We start from the raw sequence: 21044 nt of genomic DNA on the forward strand, positions 1-21044 counted from the left end.
ATGCCTCACCCGGACGGTGACCGGCACGCGATGACGTGTGGGTGATCCTAAACGCCCGTTCCATCCCGTGGCGACTGCTTTTGGGTCACGAACCGCCGTACACCGCCTTGACGTTGTCCTGGGCGGGACGGGTCCGGCCGGCCGGACCCGCTGCGAAGGCGCGCAGCAGGTTCTCCGTCACCCGGGTCGTCAGCGCGCCGGCGCGCGCGTCGAGGCCGTGGTTGGCGCCACTGCGTCCGTCCCCGGTCGCGTCCAGTGCCTCGACCCAGCGCATGGTTCCGGTGGCGAACACCCCGGCGCCGCTCGGCGTCGTGTAGTAGGCGGTGTCCTGGTGACTGGGCCGGCCCTCGCACACCACGGGGGAGTGGGCCAGTATCTCGATCGGGCGCGGGGTCGGGAAGCCGGTGCTGACCTTGTCGTACTCCACGCCCACCAGGTGCGGGAAGCGGTCGGTCGCCCGCACGCCCGTGCCTTCGAAGAGCCAGTGGCCCGGGTTGGTCACCACGTACGGAGCGTCCACGGGGTAGCCGTCGTAGATCACGCCGAGCAGCGCACTCTCCGGGTCCGCTCCGGGGGCCGTGCGGAAGTCCACGGTCGCCGGGTGCCCCCGCTTGAAGCCGGGGTCCTGCTCGTAGGACGTCTTGTAGCAGACGACCGTACGGTCCGGGCCCAGGTCGCTCGCCTCCAGCCGGATGCGGCGGTAGCAGCAGTTCGCGCCCAGTATCGCGACGTTGCTCCCCGCGTCCCGGGCGGCGGTGATGTGTGCGCGCTGCTCGGGCGACCAGTACTCGTCGTGCCCGAGCGAGACGACGGTGGTGGCTCCTTCCAGCAGCCGCTTCTCACGGGCCACATCGGTGGTCGTGGTGTAGGCGAGGGGTATGCCGAGCCGCTCGGCCAATGCGATCAGCGGAGCCTCGTAGACCAGGAACAGTCCCGCGCCGTCGTCGTACTCGTACGGCCGGTCGAAGGTCACCGACAGGGAGCGCGAGGCGAAACCACCGTTCGGGCCGTCGTAACTGCTGTACCCACCCCACTTGTTGTAGGCCTGCCACGTCGCCACCGCGTTCACGATGACGGTACGGCCCTTGGTGGCCGCGGACCGCACGGTGACCGGGACGAACCGCTGGCCCTCGCCGCCTTGCGCGTCCAAGCGCAGCAGGTAGCTTCCCTCCGGCCAGTCCTTCGTCTCGACGGTGGTGGTGCGGGCCCAGGGGGCCCGCACCATCCGCGTCCCCTGCTCCACCGCGGCCTCGGGCTGGCGGGCGCCGTTGATCGCTTGGGAGCGCCACACCAGGCGGGCCCGCGCCCCGCCGTACCAGCCCATCCGGTAGGCGGAGACGGTGAACCGCGGCGCGGTCGTGGACACGTGCAGGCCGAAGGACTCGCCCGGCAGGACGCTCACCCGGTCGGCGAAACCCTCGATCGCCCGCGCGGGCCCGGCTTTGGCCACGCCCCAGTCGGCGTTGCCCGGCCGCGCGTTCTCGGCCTTGACGTCGAAGGCGTGCGGTCCGGCCGGATCGCCGGCCCCGGCGGAGCCGGAGGGCTTCGACGCTCCGCTCGGCGTGCGGCCCGCGCCCGCGTCGTCGGTGGAACCCGCCCCGTCCGCACAGCCCGCGACGGCCCCGAGCCCGGCCACCGTGGCCGCACCCGTCGCGATCGCGAGGAACCGCCGCCTGGCCGCTCCTCCACCGTCCCCTGCCTTGTGCGTCTGATCCATGAAGGGCACGTTATGTCACCCGTTCGGACCAGTTCGAACCGGGCGCGGCCCCGCGCTTCAGCCCAGACGCACCACCACTTCCTGGGCGGCTCCCGCCGCTCGGGTGAGGTCGGCGAACCCCAACCGCAGGACGGCGCCGGGGACGGCCGACACCACCCCGGCGGAGCGGGTGAGGACCTCGGCGACGGGTCGGTGCCACACCACGGTGAGCGCGGTCTGTGTCCGGGACGGATCGCTGACGCGGACCGTGGCCGTCCCGTCGGACCGCTCCCGGACGGTCACCGAGCAGGGCCCGCCCACCTCGACCGGACCGGTCGTGCCGGCCTGCCAGAGGTTGACCCCGGTGAACCCCAGGGACGGGACGGTGACGCCCTGGGCCACCTCCGAGTTGGCCAGGACGGTCAGCCACCCCGGAGCGGCGGCCCGGGCGGCGGTCCGGGCCGCCGTGGCGCCGGGCAGTACCTGATGGACATACGACCCCGCGGTGGGATCGGTGCCGTGGTCGTACCAGAGCGTCAGGTAGCGGCGGGTCAGCGCGGTGGTGGAGCCGCTCCGGTTGATGTCGCTCCAGCGTCCCGTGCGCTGCTCCCGCAGGGCCTTGAACCCGCCCGCCCCCGACATGACGTACCCGCCGAACCCCGCGAGGTGTGCCCAACCGGGGGAGGAGAAGGCGGCCGACCAGCCCGGAGCGGTCGGCTGGAGTGCGCCGCCGACGGTCAGCGCGTGCGTACCGGCGGCCCCCAGGTTGCGGTTGTCGATGACCGACTCGACGACGGCGCCGTCCGCGGCCCGGATGCCCGCGCCCAGGCACACGATCGTGTCGGCGAGGAAGAACCAGGACTTGCGGGCCGTGAGGGTGCTGGAAAGGCCCCGCAGGTGCTGCCCCACCGAGGCGAACTCTCCGTCCGTGCAGCCGCCCACCCACACGGCGTCCGGCCGGGAGGCTCCCCAGTCGCCTCCCGCGCCGTCGGCCAGCACCTTGCGCGAGACGGTGGTCCCGGGCAGTCGGTAGGGGTCGACCGTCGGCCAGAAGGCGTCCGCGTACTGCCCGTTGCCGTAGGTCGCGCCCCACCAGCAGAGCATCCCGCTGCCGGTGTGCCAGCCCCGCAGGTTCTCCCCGTTGCCCGTCTCGTAGTGCGTGATGCGGCGGGAGGCCATGGCCAGGGAAGCCGCCCAGTCGGGCCGCCGGTGCGTGGCCCGGTCCATCGCACCGAACAAGCGGTGGCCGACCGGCTCCGCCGCTGCCGGCACGGCCGGATCGCCCTCCACCTCGGCCAGCCGGGCCAGCGCGGAGAGGGGCAGGGACTCGTCGGCGAGTGGGCGGCTGTAGTAGTCCCGCGCCATCCAGCCCTTCACCAGTGCCCGCCATCGGGCCCGCTCGGCAGCGCTCGCCCCCTCACCGAGCAGCAGGATCCCGGCGAGCAGTGCGTGGCCCCGGGCGTGGTCGTCCTGCCGCACCTGCCGGACGTCTGCCGCGGCCAGCCCCCGGCTGATGGCCCGGCCGCTGACGCAGTCCATGGCCAGACCGTTGAAGAGGAAGGGGGCCCAGGAGCCCTCCACCGCATCGAAGACCACCTGCGCACCGGGGTCGACGACGGCCCAGGGGGTCCCCTTCAACACCCCCGACAGCAGGCCCAGACCACCGAGCAGCACCGCACCATAGGTACCCGAATAGGGCACCCACGTGTGCTGGACGAACGACCCGTCGCGGTACAGGCCGTCTCCTGAAGTGACGTAGGGGAAGACCGGAGCGAGGGCGTCGCGAGCCAGAGCGATCTTGGCCGACTGCTTGCCGACCACCCCGCGCACCGCCAGCACCCGACACAGGTCCACCCGGTTCGCACCGGTGCTGGTCCCGGTGTAGGAGCCGACCACGGAGTCCGGCACGAAGTGGTCCACGGCCGCGCAGGATTCCGTGAGCCGCGTCGGCGACAGTTGGTCGTACAGCAGCACGCAGAGGTCCAGCAGCGCCTGCGGCGCACCGATCTGCCAGCAGTACCAGTTGCCGTAGGGTGCCTGCCCCGCGTGGTAGGCCCGCGCGTGCAGGTGGTCGAGCCCGATGAGCAGGGCCGAGAGCAGCGCCCCCGAGCCGGTCGTCCCCGTCCCGGGCCGGACGTAGGCCTCCGCCATCGTCCGCAGCCGGTAGTAGCTCTGCATCAGCATCTCGGGATCGGTGGAGAACACCAGGTCGGGCCAGAGCGAACCGGCGGCCGGGGCCATGGCCGCCACCCAGCCCCCGGCCATCTCGCCCAGCGAGGCCAGCCGCGAGCGGAACGGCTCCGCTCCGGTGGGCAGGTCACCGCCCAGGACGAGACCGCGCCACACCGCCCGCATGCCGTCGTGGACGTCCTCCGCAGCCTGTGCGGCCGCCTGCCCGGCGGGTGCCGCGAGGAAGAGCGCACCCCCGCCCGCGGTGGAGAGGAAGGCCCGCCGACTCCATACTTCCGTCATCGCCAACTCCTTTCGCCCCGTGGATCCATCGACGCTCCAGGGGCCATCTACCGACCGGTCATTCGACGTGTTCGCGGTAGCGCTCGATCACCTCCCGCAGCACATCCGCGCCGTCCCGGGCCCACAGGCCCGGCTGGAAGATCTCCACCTCGACCGGCCCCGCGTACCCGGCGGCGTCGGCCAACTCGCGGAAGGCCCGCAGATCGATGCTGCCGTCGCCGAGCTGCCCCCGGCCCAGCAACACCCCTTCGGGGAGCGGAGTGACCCAGTCCGCCACCTGGACGGACACGATCCGCCCACCCTCACCGGCCCTGCGCAGGTCCACGGGGAGCCGCTCGTCCCACCACACGTGGTAGGAGTCGGCCACCACCCCGACCTGCTCGGCAGGGAACTGCTCGGCCAGGTCGAGCGCCTGGCCGAGGGTGGACACCACGCACCGGTCCGAGGCGAACATCGGATGCAGCGGCTCGATGCCCAGGCGCACCCCGTGCGTCGCCGCCCAGGGTGCCAACTCGCCGAGGACGGAGGCGATCCGCAGCCGCGCCCCGACCAGGTCCCGGTCCCCGGGGGGCAACCCGCCCGAGACCAGTACCAGTGTGTCGGCGCCCAGCTCCGCGGCCTCGACCACGGCCCGGCGGTTGTCGTCGAGCGCGGTCGCGCGGCCCCGGGGGTCGTCCGCGGTGAAGAAGCCGCCGCGGCACAGCGAACTGACCCGGATCCCCGCCTCCGCGACGAGCTTCGCGGTGTCCCGTACCCCGAAGGCCCGCACCGGATCGCGCCACAGGCCGACGGCCGTCACCCCGGCGGCCGCGCATCCGCTCACCAACTCGGGCACGGACCATTGTCGGACGGTCTCCTGATTGAGGCTCAGCCTGGCCGGTGCCCCGGTCACGACGCCACCCCGTGCACCGAGAGGAGGTGTCGCATCCGCTGCTCCGCCCGCTCGGGATCGGGGAACAGGCCCAGCAGGTCGGCGCGTTCGTAGGCGGTGGCGAGATGGGGGAGCGAGCGCGCCGACTGGAGCCCGCCCACCATCGTGAAGTGGTCCTGGTGGCCGGCGAGCCAGGCCAGGAGGACCACCCCGGTCTTGTAGTAGCGGGTCGGTGGGGCGAAGAGGTGTCGCGCCAGGTCCACGGTGGGGTCCAGGAGGGCGCGGAAGCCCGCGGGATCGTCGTGGTCCAGGGCGACCGCGGCCCGGGCCGCCAACGGTGCGATCGGATCGAAGATGCCCAGCAGCGCGTCGCTCGCGCACTCCCCGTCCCCCGCGATCAGCTCCGGGTAGTGGTAGTCGTCCCCGGTGTAGCAGCGGACCCCGGCGGGCAGTCGCCGACGGATGTCCGCCTCGCGTCCGGCGTCCAGCAGCGACACCTTGATGCCGTCCACCTTGTCCGGGTGCTCGGCGATGACCTTCAGGAAGACGTCGGTGGCCCGGTCCGGGCTCTCGTGTCCCCAGTAGCCGTGGAGCTCGGGGTCGAACATGGGTCCCAGCCAATGCAGGACCACCGGTCTCGCGCTCTGGCGCAACAGCCCTCCGTACACCTCCAGGTAGTCCTCCGGGCCCCGGGCCGCGCGGGCCAGGGCCCGCGAGGCCATCAGGACGGCCGACGCGCCACAGGCCTCGACGTGTGCCAGCTGTGCCTCGTAGGCGGCGGAGATCGCGGCGAGGGTGTGGGCGCCGGCCGGGAGCTGGTCGGTACCCGCCCCGCACAGGATCCGGCCGCCCACGGCCGCGGCGTCCGCGGCGGACCGGCGGATCAGCTCCGCCGCGGTGGGCCAGTCCAGCCCCATCCCGCGTTGGGCGGTGTCCATCGCCTCGGCCACGCCGAGCCCCTGCGCCCACAGCCGGTGCCGGAAGGCGAGGGTGCCGTCCCAGTCGACCGCGGGGCCCGCTCCCGCGCAGGCGGCCAGCGGGTCGGCGACCACGTGTGCGGCGGAGTAGAACCTGCGGCTGCGGGCCGGGGGGAAGGAGAGGGGCGGCAAGGGGTCCCGGCACGGTTCGTGGAGGCGGAGCCCGCCGTCGGCCGAGGGCAGCCCGATGCTCACAGCGTCACCGCCGGAACCGACAGGCGCCTGCCCTCGGCCGACGAGCGCAGGCCCAGGTCGGCCAGTTGCACCCCGCGGGCTCCGGCGAGGAGGTCCCACTGCCAGGGCTCGTCCCGCACGACGTGTCTGAGGAACAGCTCCCACTGCGCTTTGAACCCGTTGTCCCAGGGGGTGTTGTCCGGTACCTCCTGCCACTGGGCGCGGAACGGCTCGGTCTGGGGAAGGTCGGGGTTCCAGACGGGTTTGGGTGTCATCGCGCGATGTTGGACGCGGCAGTCGCGCAGCCCGGCCACCGCCGAGCCGTGCGTGCCGTCGACCTGGAACTCCACCAGCTCGTCCCGGTGGACCCGCACCGCCCAGGAGGAATTGATCTGGGCGACGGCGCCGCCCTCCAGCTCGAAGATCCCGTAGGCCGTGTCGTCCGCCGTGGCGTCGTAGGGCTTGCCGTCCTCGTCCCAGCGGCGGCCGATGTGCGTGCGGGTCAGTGCCTGCACCGTGCGGACCGGGCCGAACAGCTCGTGCAGCAGGTACTCCCAGTGGGGGAACATGTCGGCCACGATTCCTCCGCCGTCCTGTGACCGGTAGTTCCAGGAGGGCCGCTGCGCGGGCTGCCAGTCCCCTTCGAAGACCCAGTAGCCGAACTCGCCCCGGACGGAGAGGATCTCGCCGAAGAACCCGCCGTCGATCAACCGCTTGAGCTTGAGCAGTCCCGGCAGGAAGAGCTTGTCCTGGACCACCCCGTGCTTGACCCCGGCGGCCGCGGCGAGGCGGGCCAGCCGCAGCGACGACTCGAAGGTGAGCGCGGTCGGCTTCTCGCAGTACACGTGCTTGCCGGCGGCGATGGCCAGGCCGAGGGCGGCCTCGCGGGCGCTGGTGACCTGGGCGTCGAAGTAGACCTCCACCTCGGGGTCGGCGAGGACCGCCGCGAGGTCCGTGCTCACGTGCTCCAGGCCGTGCCGGTCGGCGATGGCCCGCAGTGCTGGTTCCCGGCGGCCCACCAGCACCGGCTCGGGCCAGAGCACGGTGCCGTCGCCCAGGTCCAGGCCGCCCTGCTCGCGCAGTGCGAGCAGGGAGCGGACCAGGTGCTGGCGGTACCCCATCCGCCCGGTCACGCCGTTCATGGCGATCTTGATCGTCCTGCGCTCCATGGTGTCCTCCTTCGCGTCATCGGGCGCTGATAGAAAGCGCTTTCACTCCGATCAGGCTAGAGCCGCGGATCTCTTCGAGACAAGACTCTTTCGGGTGATAGAAAGCGCTTTCTAAATTTGCGAACATGGAGATCCACACACCGGATGAGACGATGACCCGGGCAGACGGAAGGGGCGGGAAAATGGCGGTGACTCTGGCAGAAGTCGCGGAGCAGGCGGGCGTGTCGCCCGCGACGGTCTCGCGCGTGCTCAATGGCGGCTACCCCGTGGCCGGAGGGACCCGGACCCGGGTGGAGCGGGCGATCGAGGAGCTCGGCTACGTGGCCAACGGCCCGGCGCGCGCCCTCGCGGCCGCCACGTCCGACCTCGTCGGCGTCCTCGTCCACGACGTGGCCGACAGCTTCTTCGGGATCCTCGCCGGATCCCTGCAAAATGCGCTCGGCCCGGAGGGCGGCCACCTCGGGAGCCGCCGGCTCGCCGTGGTCTGTAACACCGAAGGCGAACCCGCGGCCGAACTGGCCTACCTGACCTTGCTGGAGGGCCAGCGCGCCGGCGGCGTCGTGCTCACCGGTGGCGCCGTGGAGGAGCCCGCGCACACGGCGGCGCTGACCGCCCGGGTCGCGCGGATGGCCGCCGCCGGCGTCCCCGTGGTGCTCTGCGGCCGTCCCCCGCTGTCGGTGCCGGCCGCACTTCCCGTCGCCACCGTGATGTTCGACGACCACGGAGGCGCCTTCCGCCTCGCGGAACACCTCCTGAGCCTGGGGCACCGCCGGATCGCCTACGTCGCCGGGCCACCCGGGCTGAGCACCACCCGGGAGCGACTCGCCGGACACCGAGCCGCCCTCCACCGACAGAACCCCGTTCTGGCCGGGGCCTGCGAAGCGCTGACCGTCCACGCGAGCTTCGACCGCCACGCCGGTTATGACGCCACCCGCGAACTGCTGCGTCGCGGCGCGCCCTTCACCGCGGTCGTCGCGGCCAACGACACGGTCGCGACCGGAGTCGCCGCGGCCCTGAGGGAGGAGGGGATACGGATCCCCGAGGACGTGTCCGTAGCCGGATTCGACGACCTGCCCTTCTGTGTGGACACGGCGCCCGCCCTCACCACCGTCCGCGTGCCCCTGCGCGAAGCGGGTGCGCTCGCCGCGCAGTTGGTCACCGGACGCCGACTGCCCCCGCCCGGCGGCATCACCACCCTGCCCACCGAACTGATGGTGCGCGGCTCCACCGCGCCCCCGCCCCCGGGGAGTCGGCCATGAAGTACGCCTTCTCCACCCTGGGCCTGCCCGGCACACCGCTCACGCGGACCGTGGCCCTCGCCGCGACGCACGGATACGACGGGGTGGAACTGCGTGCCCATCCCGAGGAGCCCCTCCACCCCGGCTCCACGTCCGGCGACCGGGCCGCCGCGGTCCGGGCCTTCGCCGCCGCCGGCGTCGGGATCCTCACGGTCGCGGGCTACGCCCGGGTCGCGGCCGAGGGCCCCGACGGACCCGTCCTCGACGAGGTGAGAGCGCTGACCGAGCTCGCCGCAGACCTCGGGGCGCCCTACGTCCGGGTCTTCCCCGGCGCAGGGGACCCGGCGAGAGCCGGTGCCGATGCGCTCGCCGTGCGCAGACTCGCGGCCGCAGCGCCGATCGCCCGGCGCGCCGGCGTCCGGATCCTGCTGGAGACCCATGACTCCCACCGCACCGGGGCCGCCGTGGCGAGGGTGCTGGACCGGGTCGGGCACCCGGGCGCGGGGGCGCTGTGGGACGTACTGCACACCTGGCTCGGTGGCGAGAGCCCGAGACGGTCGAGCCGGGAACTGTCCGGGCACCTGGGCTACATACAGGTCAAGGACGTGGCCTCGGCGCAGGACCTGACACCACTGGGGCTGGGCCGCGGGACGCTGCCGCTGGCCGAGGCGGTGGCTGTCGCCCCACCCGGCGGCTGGCTCTGCTGGGAGTACGAGAGACGTTGGTACCCCGCGGCCGAGGACCTGCCGGGTCTGCTCACGGCGGGCCGCGCGTACCTCGCAGGGCTGGTGCGGGCGACAGGGAGGGAGGCGCGTCACGCCGAGTAGGCCAACCGGCCCGGGTCGACGCCGTAGCGGAAGCCGAGCCCCAGGGCGTAGCGCTCCAGCTCCTCGACGGCCGTGGCCGCCAGACGGTCCAGCTCTCCGCCGAGCGAGCCGGCTACATGGGGAGTGAGCAGGACGTTCGGCAGATTGAAGAGGGGGGAGGCGGTGGGCAGTACTTCGGGCTCGGTGTGATCGAGGACGGCGTGCAGTCGTCCGGAGACCAGTTCCTCGGTCAGGGCCGCCGTGTCCACCAGCGAACCGCGGGCGGTGTTGATGAGCGTGGCCCCATCGCGCATCAGGGCGAGCCGCGGGGCGTCCAACAGATGACGGGTCTGCGGGAGGGCGGGGGCGTGCAGGCTGACCACGTCACTGCGGCAGAGCAGCTCGTCGAGAGCCACGGGCTCGGCGCCCATCGCCTCCAGCTCGGTCGGGTCGGCGTACGGATCGTGGACGAGCACGCGCAGGTCGAAGGCGCGGAGCAGTTCCAGGACCCGCCGTCCGATCAGGGAGGCTCCGACCAGGCCGACCGTGCGACGGTAGTTGCCGACCGTGGGATAGCGGCTCAGCAGGTCGATCGGGCCGCGGGTGGCCCGGTAGAGGTGGGCCGACTCCAGTACGCGCTTGTTGGCGAAGAGGATCGCCGCCAGCGTGTACTCGGCGACGGGCACCGCGTTGGCGGCGGCTGCGCTGGAGACGAGCAGACCGCGCTCCCAGCAGGCGTCGGTCACATGGTGTTTGACACTGCCGGCCGCGTGGACCACGGCGCGGAGCCGGGGCATGCGCGCCAGCGCCGCCGCGTCCAGCGGCGGGCACCCCCACCCGGTGAACAGCACCTCGGTCGCTGCCAGCCGGGCGCCCGGGAGGGCGCCGGGGCCGGTGGAGTCCGTGAAATCGACGAGCAGGAGGTCGAGGTCGATGTCGGCGACCCGGCGCAGCTCGGACAGGGTGCGGGAGTCGCTCAGCACGGCGCTGCGCGTGCCGGGGTTCATGGCGAGCAGGGTGACGGGGCGGTGGATCACTTGACGGCTCCCGCGGTGAGGCCCGAGCGCCAGAACCGCTGGAGGCCGAGGAAGGCCAGGACCAGGGGGACGACGGCGACGAGCGAACCGGTGATGACGAGGGGGTACAGCTCGGGCTGCTGATAGACGCTGCGGTTCCACATGAACAGCCCGAGGCTGACGGGGTACAGCCGTTCGTCGTTGAGCATGGTCAGCGCGCCGTAGAAGTTGTTCCAGATGGCCGTGAAGGTGAACAGGAAGATCGTCACAAACCCGGGCCAGAGCATCGGGAACGACACGTGGGCGAAGACCCGGAGTTCACTCGCGCCGTCCATCCGGGCGGCCGCGAGTACCTCGTCGGGGACGTAGCCCTCGGCGAACACCCGGGCCAGGTAGACCCCGAAGGGGTTGACCAGGGCGGGCACCAGATAGGCCCAGTAGGTGTTCACGGCCCCGGCGGCCGAGGCCATGAGGTAGAGGGGGAGCTGGAGCACGGTCGCAGGGACCAGGACACCGGCGAGGACGACGCCGAAGAGGCGCTCCTTGTGCCGGAAGTCGTAGGCGTGGAAGGCGTATCCGCAGGCCACGCTGATGAGGGCGGACAGGACAGAGCCGACCACGGTGTAGAGGAGGCTGTTGCCGAGCCAGCGGCCGAAGATCCCGTCGTCGTAGGCGAAGACGTCGCGGAGGTTGGTGAGGAGGTGGAAGTCGCCGAAGGAGTAGGGATCGGTGGAGAAGAGGTCGCGGCGGTTCTTGGTCGCCGCCATGACCAGCCAGGCGAGGGGCATCAGGGTGTAGGCGGCGACCAGCAACAGGGCGGCGTTGACGGCTGCTTTGGAGAGGAGAGCGGAGGGTCCGCCGCGCCGCGCCGGGGGCCTGGTGAGCGTGTGTGTCATGCGTCCCTCCAGCGGTTGCCGAGCGTGGTGACGACGTAAGAGGCGGCTCCGGCGACCAGGGCGAGGAGCAGGGCCCCGGCGGCGGCGAGTCCGTAGTCGTGGCTCTTGAAGGCGGCGCTGAAGATGTACATCGTCGGTGACCAGGATTCGCCCATCTCGTTGGCCCGGAGCTGGAGCAACTGCGGGGCGTCGAAGAGCTGGACGGCGCCGACGCAGGTGAACAGCACGGTCAGGATGAGGGTGGGGCGGATGCTCGGCACCTTGACCTGGAAGGCGGTACGGATGGCCCCGGCACCGTCCATGGTGGCGGCCTCCAGCGTTTCGCGGGGCACGGCCTGGAGTCCGGCGAAGAAAATGATCATGTTGTAGCCCATCCATTGCCAGGCCGAGATGTTCACGACGGACAACAGGGCCTCGTCGCGGCCGAAGAAGTTCCAGGAGAGTCCGGCGCCGTCGAGGACGTCCAGGACCGGGCTCAGGCCGGGCGTGTAGAGGTACAGCCAGATCACGGCGGCGATCAGGCCGGGGACGGCGTGCGGCAGGTAGAAGGCGATCTGGAAGAACCGTTTGGCGCGGGCGAGGGCGGAGTCCAGGAGGAGGGCGAGGACCAGGGCGCCGCCGACCATGACGGGGATGTAGAGCAGGCAGTAGACGGCGACGTGGCGGAAGGAGGCCAGGAAGAGGGGATCGGTGAGGGCGTTCGCGTAGTTCCCGAACCCGCTGAACACGCGTTGCGTGCCACCGAAGCCGAGGCCGGACTGTTCGTCGTGGAAGAGGCTCAACCAGCCCGCGTAAGCGATGGGGGCGACCGTGACCAGGGCGAAGAGGAGGAAGAAGGGGGCCATGAAGAGGAGCGGGGCGGTGCGGTTCCGCGTGGCCGGGGTCGAGGCCGTGGCCCTGCCGGGCGGGGTGGTGGGGTCGGAGGTACGGGCCGGGCCGTCCTCCCCGCCGCCACCTCCACGGCTCTGCGGCCGTGTGCTCGGCGGGCGGTGGTGCCCACCCGGCCCCGTCCGGTCCGCCGGCGCCGGCACCCGGCCCGATCGGCTCTCCGGTTCCGAGACCACCTGGGCCGGGTCAGGCTTTCCGGTCGACCCGGTCGACCCGGTCGACCCGGTCGCCCCGGGGAGGGGGGTGTTGTGCGGGCAGGTGGGCGGGGGCATCAGTTGGCCAGGCCCAGGCCGCGGGCCTTGATGGCCTTCTCGGCGGCCGTCTGGCCCTCGCCCAGTGCCTTGAGCTGGTCGGCGCCGGCCGCGTTCTGGGCCGCGTTGACCTGGAGGTGCGTCGGACCCCAGGTCCAGCCGGGCACGATGGTGTCCGCCGCCGCGCCGGCAAGGGCGTAGGGGTCCTGCCCGGCGAAGTACGTGGTGTCGAAGAGCTTGGCGGCCGCCACCCGCATGTCCGGGTTGGCGGGCAGGGCGCTGCTGGGGGCCTTCAGCGAGCTGAGCCGGGCCTTGACGGCCTCCGGGTCGGTGGTGACCCAGGCGATGAACTCCGCCGCGGCCTTGGTGTGCTTGCTGCCCTTGGGCACGATGTAGGAGGTGCCGCCGTACATGCCGGTGGCGGGCTTCCCGTCCCAGGTCGGCAGGGGGGCGATGCCCCACTTGCCCTTGAGGTCCGGGTAGCTCGCGAGGAACGTACCGGCCGTCCAGGCGGCGCCGATGACGGTCGCGACCTGGCCCGACGAGCGTTCCTTCGCCTCGCCCTCGCCCCACAGCGGGGTCTTCGAGGCGAGCCCGGACGACAGCAGGCCGTTCCAGTAGGAGGCCACCTTCTGGGAGGCCGGATCATTGATGGCGACCTTCCACTTGTCGCCTTCCGTTCCATACCACTTGGCGCCCGCCTGCCAGGAGAGGCCGGCGAGGACGGCGGGGTCGCCGCCGCCGAAGTTGGTGATCCGGACCGACGGGTCGGCCTTGTTGATCTTCTCCGCGGCCTGCTTGTACTCCTCCCACGTCGTCGGCACGGCCACCCCGTGCTTCTCGAAGATGTCCTTGCGGTAGAAGAGTTCGAGCGGGGTGACGTCGAAGGGCACCGCCCAGGTCTTGCCGCCGAGGCCCACCAGGGACTGGACCGCCTTCGGGAACTTCTCGGCGACGAGCTTGCCGGAGGTCGCGCTCAGGTCCTCCAGGTTGCCGCCGCTCGCGAACTCCGGGAGCGAGGAGTAGTCCATCGTCGCGATGTCCGGCGCGTTGCCGCCCTTGACGGCGTTGGAGAGCTTGGCCGCCCCGTCCGGTCCGCCCGGCACGGCGGAGAAGGTCACCCGGATGTTCTTGTGCGTCTTGTTGAAGGCGTCCACGGTCTGCTGCGCGCCCGCACTGGAGGACCAGTAGGTGAGGGCGACCGGCTGGTCGGCCGACCCCACCGGTTCGGCCGCCGCGCCCGTCCCCTGCTCGCCGCCGCACGCGGTGGCGAGCAGGGCCAGCGAGGCGACCGAGGCGGTGAGGGCGAGACGGGACATACGGGAGGACGGCAGGCGGGACGGCAGGCTGCGCGACATGTTTCGACTCCTACGGACGACCGCTGCGGGCGGCGGATGGGAGAACGCGGCCCATCTTTTGTGCGAACGTGCACACCGTCAAGAGCGAACGTGCAATTCGATCGAAACAATCAGTCAGCCCTGTCCTTTATGAGCGAATGGTCAGTCGGGGGAGCAGTTCCAGGTGCTGTCGCGGGCCACCCTGGGTCCCGTACGCCGCCCCGTCGGCCCCGGACAACCGGTCCAGCAGCAGCTCCGCCGCCCGCGCGCCGACCTCCCGCTTGGCCGGGGCGACGGCCGAGAGCGGTACGTCCGCCAACCCCGCCACCTCGTCGTCGTACGTGATCACCGCCAGGTCCTCCGGCACCCGCACGCCCCGCGCCTGGAGCCGCGGGATCAGCATGATCGCGTCGGTGTCGCTGTGGATCAGCGCGGCCGTGACCCCGCCCGCGGCCCCGCCCCCGGACACCGCCCCGCACAGGTACTCCAGCGTCCGCGCGAAGCGGTCGGCCACCGACAGCTCCGCGACCGGCGTCGCACCCGGCCCGACCGGCGGCCACGGCGGCGCCGGTTCCAGGCCCAGCGCCGTGACGGCCGCCTCGTACCCGGCCCGCAGCCGCGCGCTCGTCGGCGTCTCCTGGCAGGCCAGCGCGATCCGCCGGTGCCCCAGCTCGACCAGGTGCTGGAGCGCCCGCGCCGCGCCGTGCGCGTGGTCCGACACGACCCGGTCCAGCGCGGCCGCCGGGTGCCCGGGCGGCGCCCAGCGCTCGACCAGGACGGTGGGAACCGGCAGCTCAGCGGTCCACGCCCCCTCGCCGGGCCCCGGCGAGCCGGTGTCCCAGTTCGGGGTCAGCAGGAGTCCGTCCGCCCCCGTCGACAGGAGCCGGTCCGCCTGCGTCCGGTCCTCGCCCGGCAGGTACCGGGTCAGCCCCACGGTCAACCGCGCGCCCCGCGCCTCGACCACCTCGCGCGCCCCGCGCACCACCTCCGCGTAGTAGTACTCGGTGGTCGGCACGACCATGCCGACCACCAGGCCCGCGCCGTCGCCCGGCCCGGACGGGCCCGCCGCGCCCCGTACCCCGGACTCCGACGTCCGTCCCGACCCCGTGCCCCCCGGCATCGCGTGCTCGACCCGACTGATCGTCCCGTGCAGCCGCTGGATCTCCCCCCGGGCGGCCATCGCCTCGACGTCCCGCCGCAGCGTGACGGGGGAGACGCCCAGTTCCCGGGCCGCGTCGGTGACCCGCACGCTGCCCCGGGCCCGGACGAGCGCGAGCACCTGCGCCTGGCGCTGGTCTACATGTGGTCTCAACGGGTCCCCCTGGGGCGTGGGTGGTGGGTGGTGGGTGGTGCGTAGTGAGTGGTGGTCGGCGTTCTCGTGCTCTCCCGTCAGCATAGTGAACAAGGAGCGCCGAAACGATCGAATCGATCGTTTCCGATCAACTCGACATTGACGGCGTGCGCACCGCGTTCATATATTCGGCCTCGTCCGGCACCCCTCGCACCGCACGGCACGGGAGTCAGCGCATGCTCACGCACGACCAGGACGGATTCCGGCGCGCAGGCCGGCCCCACCGCGTCATCTCCGGGGCCCTGCACTATTTCCGGGTCCATCCGGACCTGTGGGAGGACCGGCTCACCCGGCTGCGCGCCCTCGGCGTCAACACCGTGGACACCTACGTCCCCTGGAACTTCCACGAGACCGCCCCCGGCAAGGCCGACTTCACGGGCCCCCGGGACCTCGCCCGCTTCCTGCGCACCGCCCAGGACCTCGGCCTCGACGCCATCGTCCGCCCCGGCCCGTACATCTGCGCCGAATGGGACTTCGGCGGCCTGCCCGCCCGCCTGCTCGCCCAGGACGGGCTGCACCTGCGCTGCTCCGACCCGCGCTTCGAGGCCGAGGTGGACGGCTGGTTCGACCTCGTGCTCCCCGAACTGGTGCCGCTGCTCACCAGCCGGGGCGGCCCGGTGGTCGCCGTACAGATCGAGAACGAGTACGGCTCCTACGGCAACGACACCCGCTACCGCGCCCACGTCGAGCGGGCCCTGCTCGAACGCGGCGTGGACTGCCTGCTGTTCACCGCCGACGGGCCCGAGGACGCGATGCTGCAAGGCGGCATGGTCCCCGGCCGCCTCGCCACCGCCACCTTCGGTGCGCGCCCGACCGAGCGCCTGGAGGTGCTGCGCCGCTACCAGCGGACCGGGCCGCTGGCCGCGATGGAGTTCTGGCTCGGCTGGTTCGACCACTGGGGCGAGGACCACCACGTCCGCGCCGTGGACGAGGTGGCGGCCTCGCTCGACGAACTCCTCGCCACCGGCGCCTCCGTCAACCTCTACATGGCCCACGGCGGCACCAACTTCGGCTTCTGGGCCGGCGCCAACCACACCGGGTCCCGGCCCGGCGAGGCCGGCTACCAGCCGACCGTCACCAGCTACGACTACGACGCCCCCATCGGCGAGGCCGGCGAACTGACCGCCAAGTTCCACGCGTTCCGCGAGGTGATCGGCAAGTACGCCCCGCTGCCCGAAGGCCCGCTGCCCGCGCCGCTGCCGCGGCTGGCGCCCGCGCTCGCCGCCCCGACGGGTCGGGCCCCGCTCGCCGCCCACCTCGACGTGCTCTCCACGGTCGTGCGTCGGCCCGCTCCGGAGCCGATGGAGAAGCTCGGCCAGGACTTCGGGATGATCCACTACCGGACCACCATCACCGGGCCCCGCCCCGCCATGCCCGTGCGGATCGACGGCCTCGGCGACCGCGCGTACGTCTTCGCCGACGGCGTGCGGCTCGGCGTCCTCGACCGGAACGCTCCCGACGAGGGGCTCGACCTGCCGGTCGGCGAGGCCGGGGTGGTGCTCGACGTACTCGTCCGCGCCCAGGGCCGGGTGAACTACGGGCCGCTGCTCGACGACCGCAAGGGGATCTGGCGCGGGGTGCGCCACGGTCACCAGCACCTGTTCGAGTGGGAGATAAGGCCGCTGCCGCTCACGGACCTCACCGCCTTGGAGTGGACGACCCCGACCCCGGCCTCGGCCATCGACCCCGACCCCGGCCCCGCCTTCCACCGCTTCTCCCTCACCGTCCCGGCGCCCGCCGACGGCTTCCTCGACCTCTCCTCCTGGGGCACCGGCCTGATCTGGCTCAACGGCTTCCTCCTCGGGCACTACGACACCCCGCGCGGGCCCCAGCGCACGCTCTACGCCCCCGCCCCGCTCTGGCGCACCGGCGAGAACGAGGTGGTCGTCCTCGAACTGGAGCGGCCCGGCGCCGACCTGCCCCTGCGCGACGAGCCCGACCTCGGCCGGCGCAAGGTCGTCACCCTGGAGTGAGGGAGGCCACGGCCGCCGCCTCGCTCCGCCGTGGCCACGGGCGCCGTCCTGGTCGAGGAGCTGCTCGGCCAGGGCCCCCCGCAACGCCGTACGCCGCCTCCCCGGGCGGGGGAGACGGCGTACGGCGTTGCGGCGCGCGGGCGGACGATCGGGCCCGCGCGGTCTCAGGACACGATGTCCTTGCGGGCGAACCCCCGGAAGACCAGGGCGAAGAGCACCAGCGCGTACGACACCGACACCGCGGCCCCCTTCACCATGCCGCCCCACTCCAGGTGCGGCTGGAGGGCGTCGGCCCACGCGAACTGCCAGTGCGCCGGCAGGAACTCCCGCCACGAGCCGAGGGCGGTGACCGCGTCCAGGACGTTGCCGACGATGGTCAGCCCGACCGCCCCGCCGACCGCGCCGAGCGGCGCGTCCGTCCGGGTCGAGAGCCAGAACGCCAGCCCGGCCGTCACCAGCTGCGAGACGAAGACGAAGGCGACGACCAGGGCGAGGCGCGGCAGCGTCTCCCCGGCCGGCAGCTCGCCGCCGGTCGGCAGCTTCAGCGGTCCCCACCCGTAGGCCGCGGTGCCCGCCGCCAGCGCCACCACCGGCAGCAGCACCATCGCCGCCAGGCTGAAGCCGAGCGCCACCACCAGCTTGCTCCACAGCAGCCGGGACCGGGGCACCGGAGAGGCGAGCAGGTAGCGCAGCGAGGACCAGCTGGCCTCCGAGGCGACCGTGTCCCCGCAGAACAGGGCGACCGGGACCACCAGCAGGAAGCCCGCCGAGACGAAGAGGCAGGTCGCCGCGAAGTTCGCGCCGGACGCGGTCGCCGTGTCGATGAAGCTGATCCGGCCGTCCCGACCCCCGCCGCCGTCCTGGGAGCCGCCCACCGCGAACGCGATGATCATGATGAAGGGCAGTGCGGCCAGCACCCCGCCCATCACGAGGGTGCGGCGCCTGCGCCACTGCCGCAGGGCCTCGACCCGCAGCGGCAGCGTCCGGCTCGCCCGGTACCCGGGAGCCACTTCCTGCACGGCGCTGTCCTGCTCGGCGCCTTCCTGTACGGCGCCTTCCTGTACGGCGCTCACGCCGGTCCTCCGATCAGGGTCAAGAACGCGTCCTCCAGCCGCCGATGCGGCCCCACTCCGCTCACCGGCACCTCCAGCCGGACGAGTTCGGTGATGAGCCCGGTGGCCGTGGCGCCGTCCAATCGGACGAGCAGCCCGTCCTCGGCCGCCACCACGGACTCCACGCCCTCCAGGGCCGCCAGCTTCTCGACGGCCGCGTCGGCGACCGGCCCGGCCAGGGTCACCAGCAGGGTGTCCCCGCCGCCGGTGATCTCGGCCACCGGTCCGGCCTGGACCAGCCGGCCGCGGTCCATGACCACCAGGTGCGAACAGGTCTGCTCGACCTCCGACAGGAGGTGACTGGAGACGATCACGGTCCGGCCGGCCGCCGCGTAGCGGATCATCACGTCGCGCATCTCGCGGATCTGCGGCGGGTCCAGACCGTTGGTCGGCTCGTCGAGGATCAGCAGGTCCGGCATGCCGAGCATGGCCTGCGCGATGGCGAGCCGCTGCCGCATGCCCTGGGAGTACGTGCGCACCGCGCGCTCCAGCGCGTCGCCGAGCCCGGCGATCTCCAGGGCCTCCGCCATGTGGGAGTCCGTGGTCGGCCGGCCGGTGGCCTGCCAGTACAGCTCCAGGTTGGCGCGGCCCGACAGGTGCGGCAGGAAGCCCGCGCCCTCGACGAAGGCGCCGACCCGCGAGAGCACCGGGGCGCCGGGGCGCACGGCGTGGCCGAAGACCCGGATCTCGCCCGCGTCCGGGGTGATCAGACCCATCAGCATCCGCAGGGTGGTGGTCTTCCCCGCGCCGTTGGGGCCGAGCAGCCCGAGCACCTGGCCCTTCTCGACGCGCAGCGACAGGTCGCGGACCGCGTAGCGGTCCTGCGCCTTCGCGTACCGCTTGGTCAGTCCGGTGATCTGGAGCGGTACGCCGTCCAACGCGGCCTCGTGCTCCGGCCCGCCGGGCGCGTCACCATCGGGCGCGTCACCGCCGGTGACGGCCGCCCCGGAGCCGCTGCCGCGCCGCCGGACGCCCAGCAGCGCGGCGGCCAGCGCGGCCGCGCCGAGCGGCAGCCCCCAGGTCCAGGAGGGCAGCCCGGCCGAGGCGGTGCGCACGTCGTCGGCGACCGGCACGGTGAGGATCCCGTCACCTGTGGAGACGGTGTACGTCGCCGGGGTCGCCGGCGTGGCGTACCCCAGGTCGGTCGCGGCGACCACCAGGCGCAGCCGGTGGCCGGGCTGGACGCCGTAGTCCACGGCGGGGAGCGCCAGCTTCACCTCGGCGCCCTGAGCGGCGTTCTCCACCCGGACGGGTGCGACCAGCTGGCTGGGCAGCACCTGCTGGCGCCCGTCCGGTCCGACGTCGTACACCTTGCCGAACAGGACGGCCGAGCCGTCCGCGGCGCTCGACCTCACCTTGAGGGTGACGGTCGGCGTGCCGGTGATGCGCAGTTCCCGCTCCAGCGGCTTCGACTCGAAGCTCGCGTACTGTCCGGGGAAGTCGAGGGCGAAGCTCGCACCGAGTCCGGCGAGCTGGCCGCCGATCCCCGGCAGCGAGGAGAGCGCGGGGGGCGCGCCGCCCGCCGGGTTGGCGAAGCTCTGCTCGGTACCGGTCAGGGCGATCTTCCGCCCGTCGGACACGAGCCCCGGGTAGTGGTCGTCGAAGGCGCCGCGCAGCTTCACCCTGCCGTCGGTGGAGTCGATCCCTCCGGTGCGCGACACCCGGAACTGCGGGCCGGTGTCCACCGCCGCGTCCTGCTTGAGGTAGCGGTCGAACCAGGCGGTGACCCGGCCCCGGACGCGGTCCTCCTCCGTCATCCCGCCGTCGTGGCCGCCCGCGGCCCAGTCCACCGCAACGGGCGCCCCGTTCTTCGCGAGCGCGGTGGCCATGGCGTCGGCCTGGCCCAGCGGGAAGAGGGAATCGGCCTGCCCCTGCACGATCAGCGCCGGTACCTCGATCCGGTCCCCGACCGCGGCCGGGCTACGGCGTTCCAGCAGCTCACGGGCCTGTTGGTCGGGCTTGCCCGCCACCGCCACCCGTTCGTACATCGCGCACAGCTCCGGCTGGAAGCGCCCGCAGCCGGGAGCGGCGAGGGGATCCACCGGACCGCCGGCACCGACCGCGCCGCCCGCCGGGCCCGCACCGGCGGCACCGGCCGCACCAGGGGCGCCGCCGGGCTGCACGCCGCTCGCGGAACCGGTCGTGAAGAACACCCCGGCCCAGAGCTTCTTGAAGACGTCGTTCGGGAAGAGGGAGTCCGCGAGGCTCCAGTAGGTGATCTCCGGAGCGATCGCGTCCACCCGGTGGTCGTAACCGGCCGCGAGCAGCGAGACGGCGCCGCCGTACGAGGCGCCGGTCACGCCCACGCGCGGGTCCCCGGCCCCGTCGAGCTGAACCTCGGGGCGGGTGGCGAGCCAGTCGATGAGCCGGGAGACGTCCTTGACCTCGTGGTCGGGATCGTTGAGGCCGATCTTGCCGCCGGACCGGCCGAAGCCGCGGGCCGACCACGTCAGCACGGCGTACCCGTCGCGGGCCAACTGCTCGGCCTGGTCCCGGACGTCGTCCTTGCTGCCGCCGAAGCCGTGGGCGAGCAGCACGGCGGGGCGCTTCTCCCCGCCCCCCGCGGTGAAGTAGGAGGTGTCGATCGCGGCGCCGGGCATGTCGACCATGCGGTCCTGGCGGTGCACGGCGGGCGCGTCGTCGGCCGAGGCCGCGGCGGTCCAGGTACCGGCCCCCGCCACGACGGCGAGCGCGGCGGCGCCCGCGAGCAGGCGGCTTCTGCGGCGCCGGGGCAGTCGGAGCTTCATACGGAGACCCTAATCGCCCGGGCGCCCCGGCCGGGGCGCCCACGGGCGGACCTCCGCACCTCCTTGAGGA

General features: G+C 73.0%; 15 protein-coding genes. 3 read left to right on the forward strand and 12 right to left on the reverse strand.

Annotated elements, in window-relative coordinates; genetic code table 11:
- Window positions 1-85 precede the first annotated feature (85 nt).
- The 5 genes from ACIBEA_RS02250 to ACIBEA_RS02270 are packed head-to-tail and all read right to left on the reverse strand — an operon-like array spanning window position 86 to window position 7359.
- On the reverse strand, window positions 86-1717 hold the full coding sequence (locus ACIBEA_RS02250; RefSeq protein WP_399256980.1) for a N,N-dimethylformamidase beta subunit family domain-containing protein: 1632 nt from the start codon (window positions 1715-1717) through the stop codon (window positions 86-88).
- A gap of 57 nt (window positions 1718-1774) precedes the next feature.
- A complete protein-coding gene (locus tag ACIBEA_RS02255; protein WP_399256982.1) occupies window positions 1775-4168 on the reverse strand; it encodes a polysaccharide lyase 8 family protein in 2394 nt (797 codons plus the stop codon).
- Window positions 4169-4226: 58 nt separating this feature from the next.
- Complete coding sequence (locus ACIBEA_RS02260; protein ID WP_399256984.1) at window positions 4227-5060, reverse strand: sugar phosphate isomerase/epimerase family protein; 834 nt, start codon at window positions 5058-5060, stop codon at window positions 4227-4229.
- Complete coding sequence (locus tag ACIBEA_RS02265; RefSeq protein WP_399256986.1) at window positions 5057-6211, reverse strand: dihydrodipicolinate synthase family protein; 1155 nt, start codon at window positions 6209-6211, stop codon at window positions 5057-5059. Before ACIBEA_RS02265 ends, ACIBEA_RS02260 begins: the two co-directional genes overlap by 4 nt.
- Window positions 6208-7359 carry a Gfo/Idh/MocA family protein gene (locus tag ACIBEA_RS02270; protein ID WP_399256988.1) on the reverse strand — a complete coding sequence of 384 codons (1152 nt, stop codon included), beginning with the start codon at window positions 7357-7359 and terminating at the stop codon, window positions 6208-6210. Before ACIBEA_RS02270 ends, ACIBEA_RS02265 begins: the two co-directional genes overlap by 4 nt.
- A gap of 182 nt (window positions 7360-7541) precedes the next feature.
- Between ACIBEA_RS02270 and ACIBEA_RS02275 the strand changes: the two genes are divergently transcribed.
- On the forward strand, window positions 7542-8618 hold the full coding sequence (locus ACIBEA_RS02275) for a LacI family DNA-binding transcriptional regulator (RefSeq protein WP_399256990.1): 1077 nt from the start codon (window positions 7542-7544) through the stop codon (window positions 8616-8618).
- Complete coding sequence (locus ACIBEA_RS02280) at window positions 8615-9424, forward strand: sugar phosphate isomerase/epimerase family protein (RefSeq protein WP_399256992.1); 810 nt, start codon at window positions 8615-8617, stop codon at window positions 9422-9424. The genes ACIBEA_RS02275 and ACIBEA_RS02280 overlap by 4 nt, the downstream gene beginning before the upstream one ends.
- Here the strand turns inward: ACIBEA_RS02280 and ACIBEA_RS02285 are convergent.
- The 5 genes from ACIBEA_RS02285 to ACIBEA_RS02305 form a co-directional block, all read right to left on the reverse strand.
- Window positions 9412-10410, reverse strand: coding sequence for a hydroxyacid dehydrogenase (locus ACIBEA_RS02285; RefSeq protein WP_399257901.1), 999 nt, complete (start codon window positions 10408-10410; stop codon window positions 9412-9414). The genes ACIBEA_RS02280 and ACIBEA_RS02285 overlap by 13 nt on opposite strands.
- A gap of 26 nt (window positions 10411-10436) precedes the next feature.
- Window positions 10437-11315, reverse strand: coding sequence for a carbohydrate ABC transporter permease (locus tag ACIBEA_RS02290; RefSeq protein ID WP_399256994.1), 879 nt, complete (start codon window positions 11313-11315; stop codon window positions 10437-10439).
- Window positions 11312-12160, reverse strand: coding sequence for a carbohydrate ABC transporter permease (locus ACIBEA_RS02295; protein ID WP_399256996.1), 849 nt, complete (start codon window positions 12158-12160; stop codon window positions 11312-11314). Before ACIBEA_RS02295 ends, ACIBEA_RS02290 begins: the two co-directional genes overlap by 4 nt.
- 314 nt (window positions 12161-12474) lie before the next feature.
- Window positions 12475-13812, reverse strand: a complete 1338-nt coding sequence (locus ACIBEA_RS02300; RefSeq protein WP_399256997.1) for an ABC transporter substrate-binding protein — start codon at window positions 13810-13812, stop codon at window positions 12475-12477.
- A 127-nt stretch (window positions 13813-13939) separates the two neighbouring features.
- Entirely contained in the window at window positions 13940-15103 is a 1164-nt protein-coding gene (locus tag ACIBEA_RS02305) for a substrate-binding domain-containing protein (RefSeq protein ID WP_399256999.1), read from the reverse strand.
- A 215-nt stretch (window positions 15104-15318) separates the two neighbouring features.
- Here ACIBEA_RS02305 and ACIBEA_RS02310 point away from each other — a divergent pair, with 215 nt between their 5' ends.
- On the forward strand, window positions 15319-17115 hold the full coding sequence (locus ACIBEA_RS02310) for a beta-galactosidase family protein (RefSeq protein ID WP_399257001.1): 1797 nt from the start codon (window positions 15319-15321) through the stop codon (window positions 17113-17115).
- Window positions 17116-17279: 164 nt separating this feature from the next.
- Here the strand turns inward: ACIBEA_RS02310 and ACIBEA_RS02315 are convergent, their stop codons facing one another.
- Together ACIBEA_RS02315 and ACIBEA_RS02320 are read right to left on the reverse strand one after the other, a co-directional pair.
- On the reverse strand, window positions 17280-18134 hold the full coding sequence (locus ACIBEA_RS02315) for an ABC transporter permease (RefSeq protein ID WP_399257903.1): 855 nt from the start codon (window positions 18132-18134) through the stop codon (window positions 17280-17282).
- 50 nt (window positions 18135-18184) lie between these two features.
- Window positions 18185-20974 (reverse strand): alpha/beta fold hydrolase, encoded by a 2790-nt coding sequence (locus tag ACIBEA_RS02320; protein WP_399257003.1) that lies wholly within the window; start codon window positions 20972-20974, stop codon window positions 18185-18187.
- Window positions 20975-21044 lie beyond the last annotated feature (70 nt).

Origin of the sequence: Streptomyces sp. NPDC051555 (assembly GCF_044454405.1) — a bacterium.
In the GTDB taxonomy this organism is placed as follows: domain Bacteria; phylum Actinomycetota; class Actinomycetes; order Streptomycetales; family Streptomycetaceae; genus Streptomyces.

What these genes read in the sequence shown, in the direction of transcription:
- ACIBEA_RS02250 (WP_399256980.1), bottom strand. Translation starts at nt 1,717, where the DNA reads ATGGATCAGACGCACAAGGCAGGGGACGGTGGAGGAGCGGCCAGGCGG.
- ACIBEA_RS02255 (WP_399256982.1), bottom strand. Translation starts at nt 4,168, where the DNA reads ATGACGGAAGTATGGAGTCGGCGGGCCTTCCTCTCCACCGCGGGCGGG.
- ACIBEA_RS02270 (WP_399256988.1), bottom strand. Translation starts at nt 7,359, where the DNA reads ATGGAGCGCAGGACGATCAAGATCGCCATGAACGGCGTGACCGGGCGG.
- ACIBEA_RS02275 (WP_399256990.1), top strand. Translation starts at nt 7,542, where the DNA reads ATGGCGGTGACTCTGGCAGAAGTCGCGGAGCAGGCGGGCGTGTCGCCC.
- ACIBEA_RS02280 (WP_399256992.1), top strand. Translation starts at nt 8,615, where the DNA reads ATGAAGTACGCCTTCTCCACCCTGGGCCTGCCCGGCACACCGCTCACG.
- ACIBEA_RS02285 (WP_399257901.1), bottom strand. Translation starts at nt 10,410, where the DNA reads ATGAACCCCGGCACGCGCAGCGCCGTGCTGAGCGACTCCCGCACCCTG.
- ACIBEA_RS02290 (WP_399256994.1), bottom strand. Translation starts at nt 11,315, where the DNA reads ATGACACACACGCTCACCAGGCCCCCGGCGCGGCGCGGCGGACCCTCC.
- ACIBEA_RS02295 (WP_399256996.1), bottom strand. Translation starts at nt 12,160, where the DNA reads ATGGCCCCCTTCTTCCTCCTCTTCGCCCTGGTCACGGTCGCCCCCATC.
- ACIBEA_RS02300 (WP_399256997.1), bottom strand. Translation starts at nt 13,812, where the DNA reads ATGTCGCGCAGCCTGCCGTCCCGCCTGCCGTCCTCCCGTATGTCCCGT.
- ACIBEA_RS02310 (WP_399257001.1), top strand. Translation starts at nt 15,319, where the DNA reads ATGCTCACGCACGACCAGGACGGATTCCGGCGCGCAGGCCGGCCCCAC.
- ACIBEA_RS02320 (WP_399257003.1), bottom strand. Translation starts at nt 20,974, where the DNA reads ATGAAGCTCCGACTGCCCCGGCGCCGCAGAAGCCGCCTGCTCGCGGGC.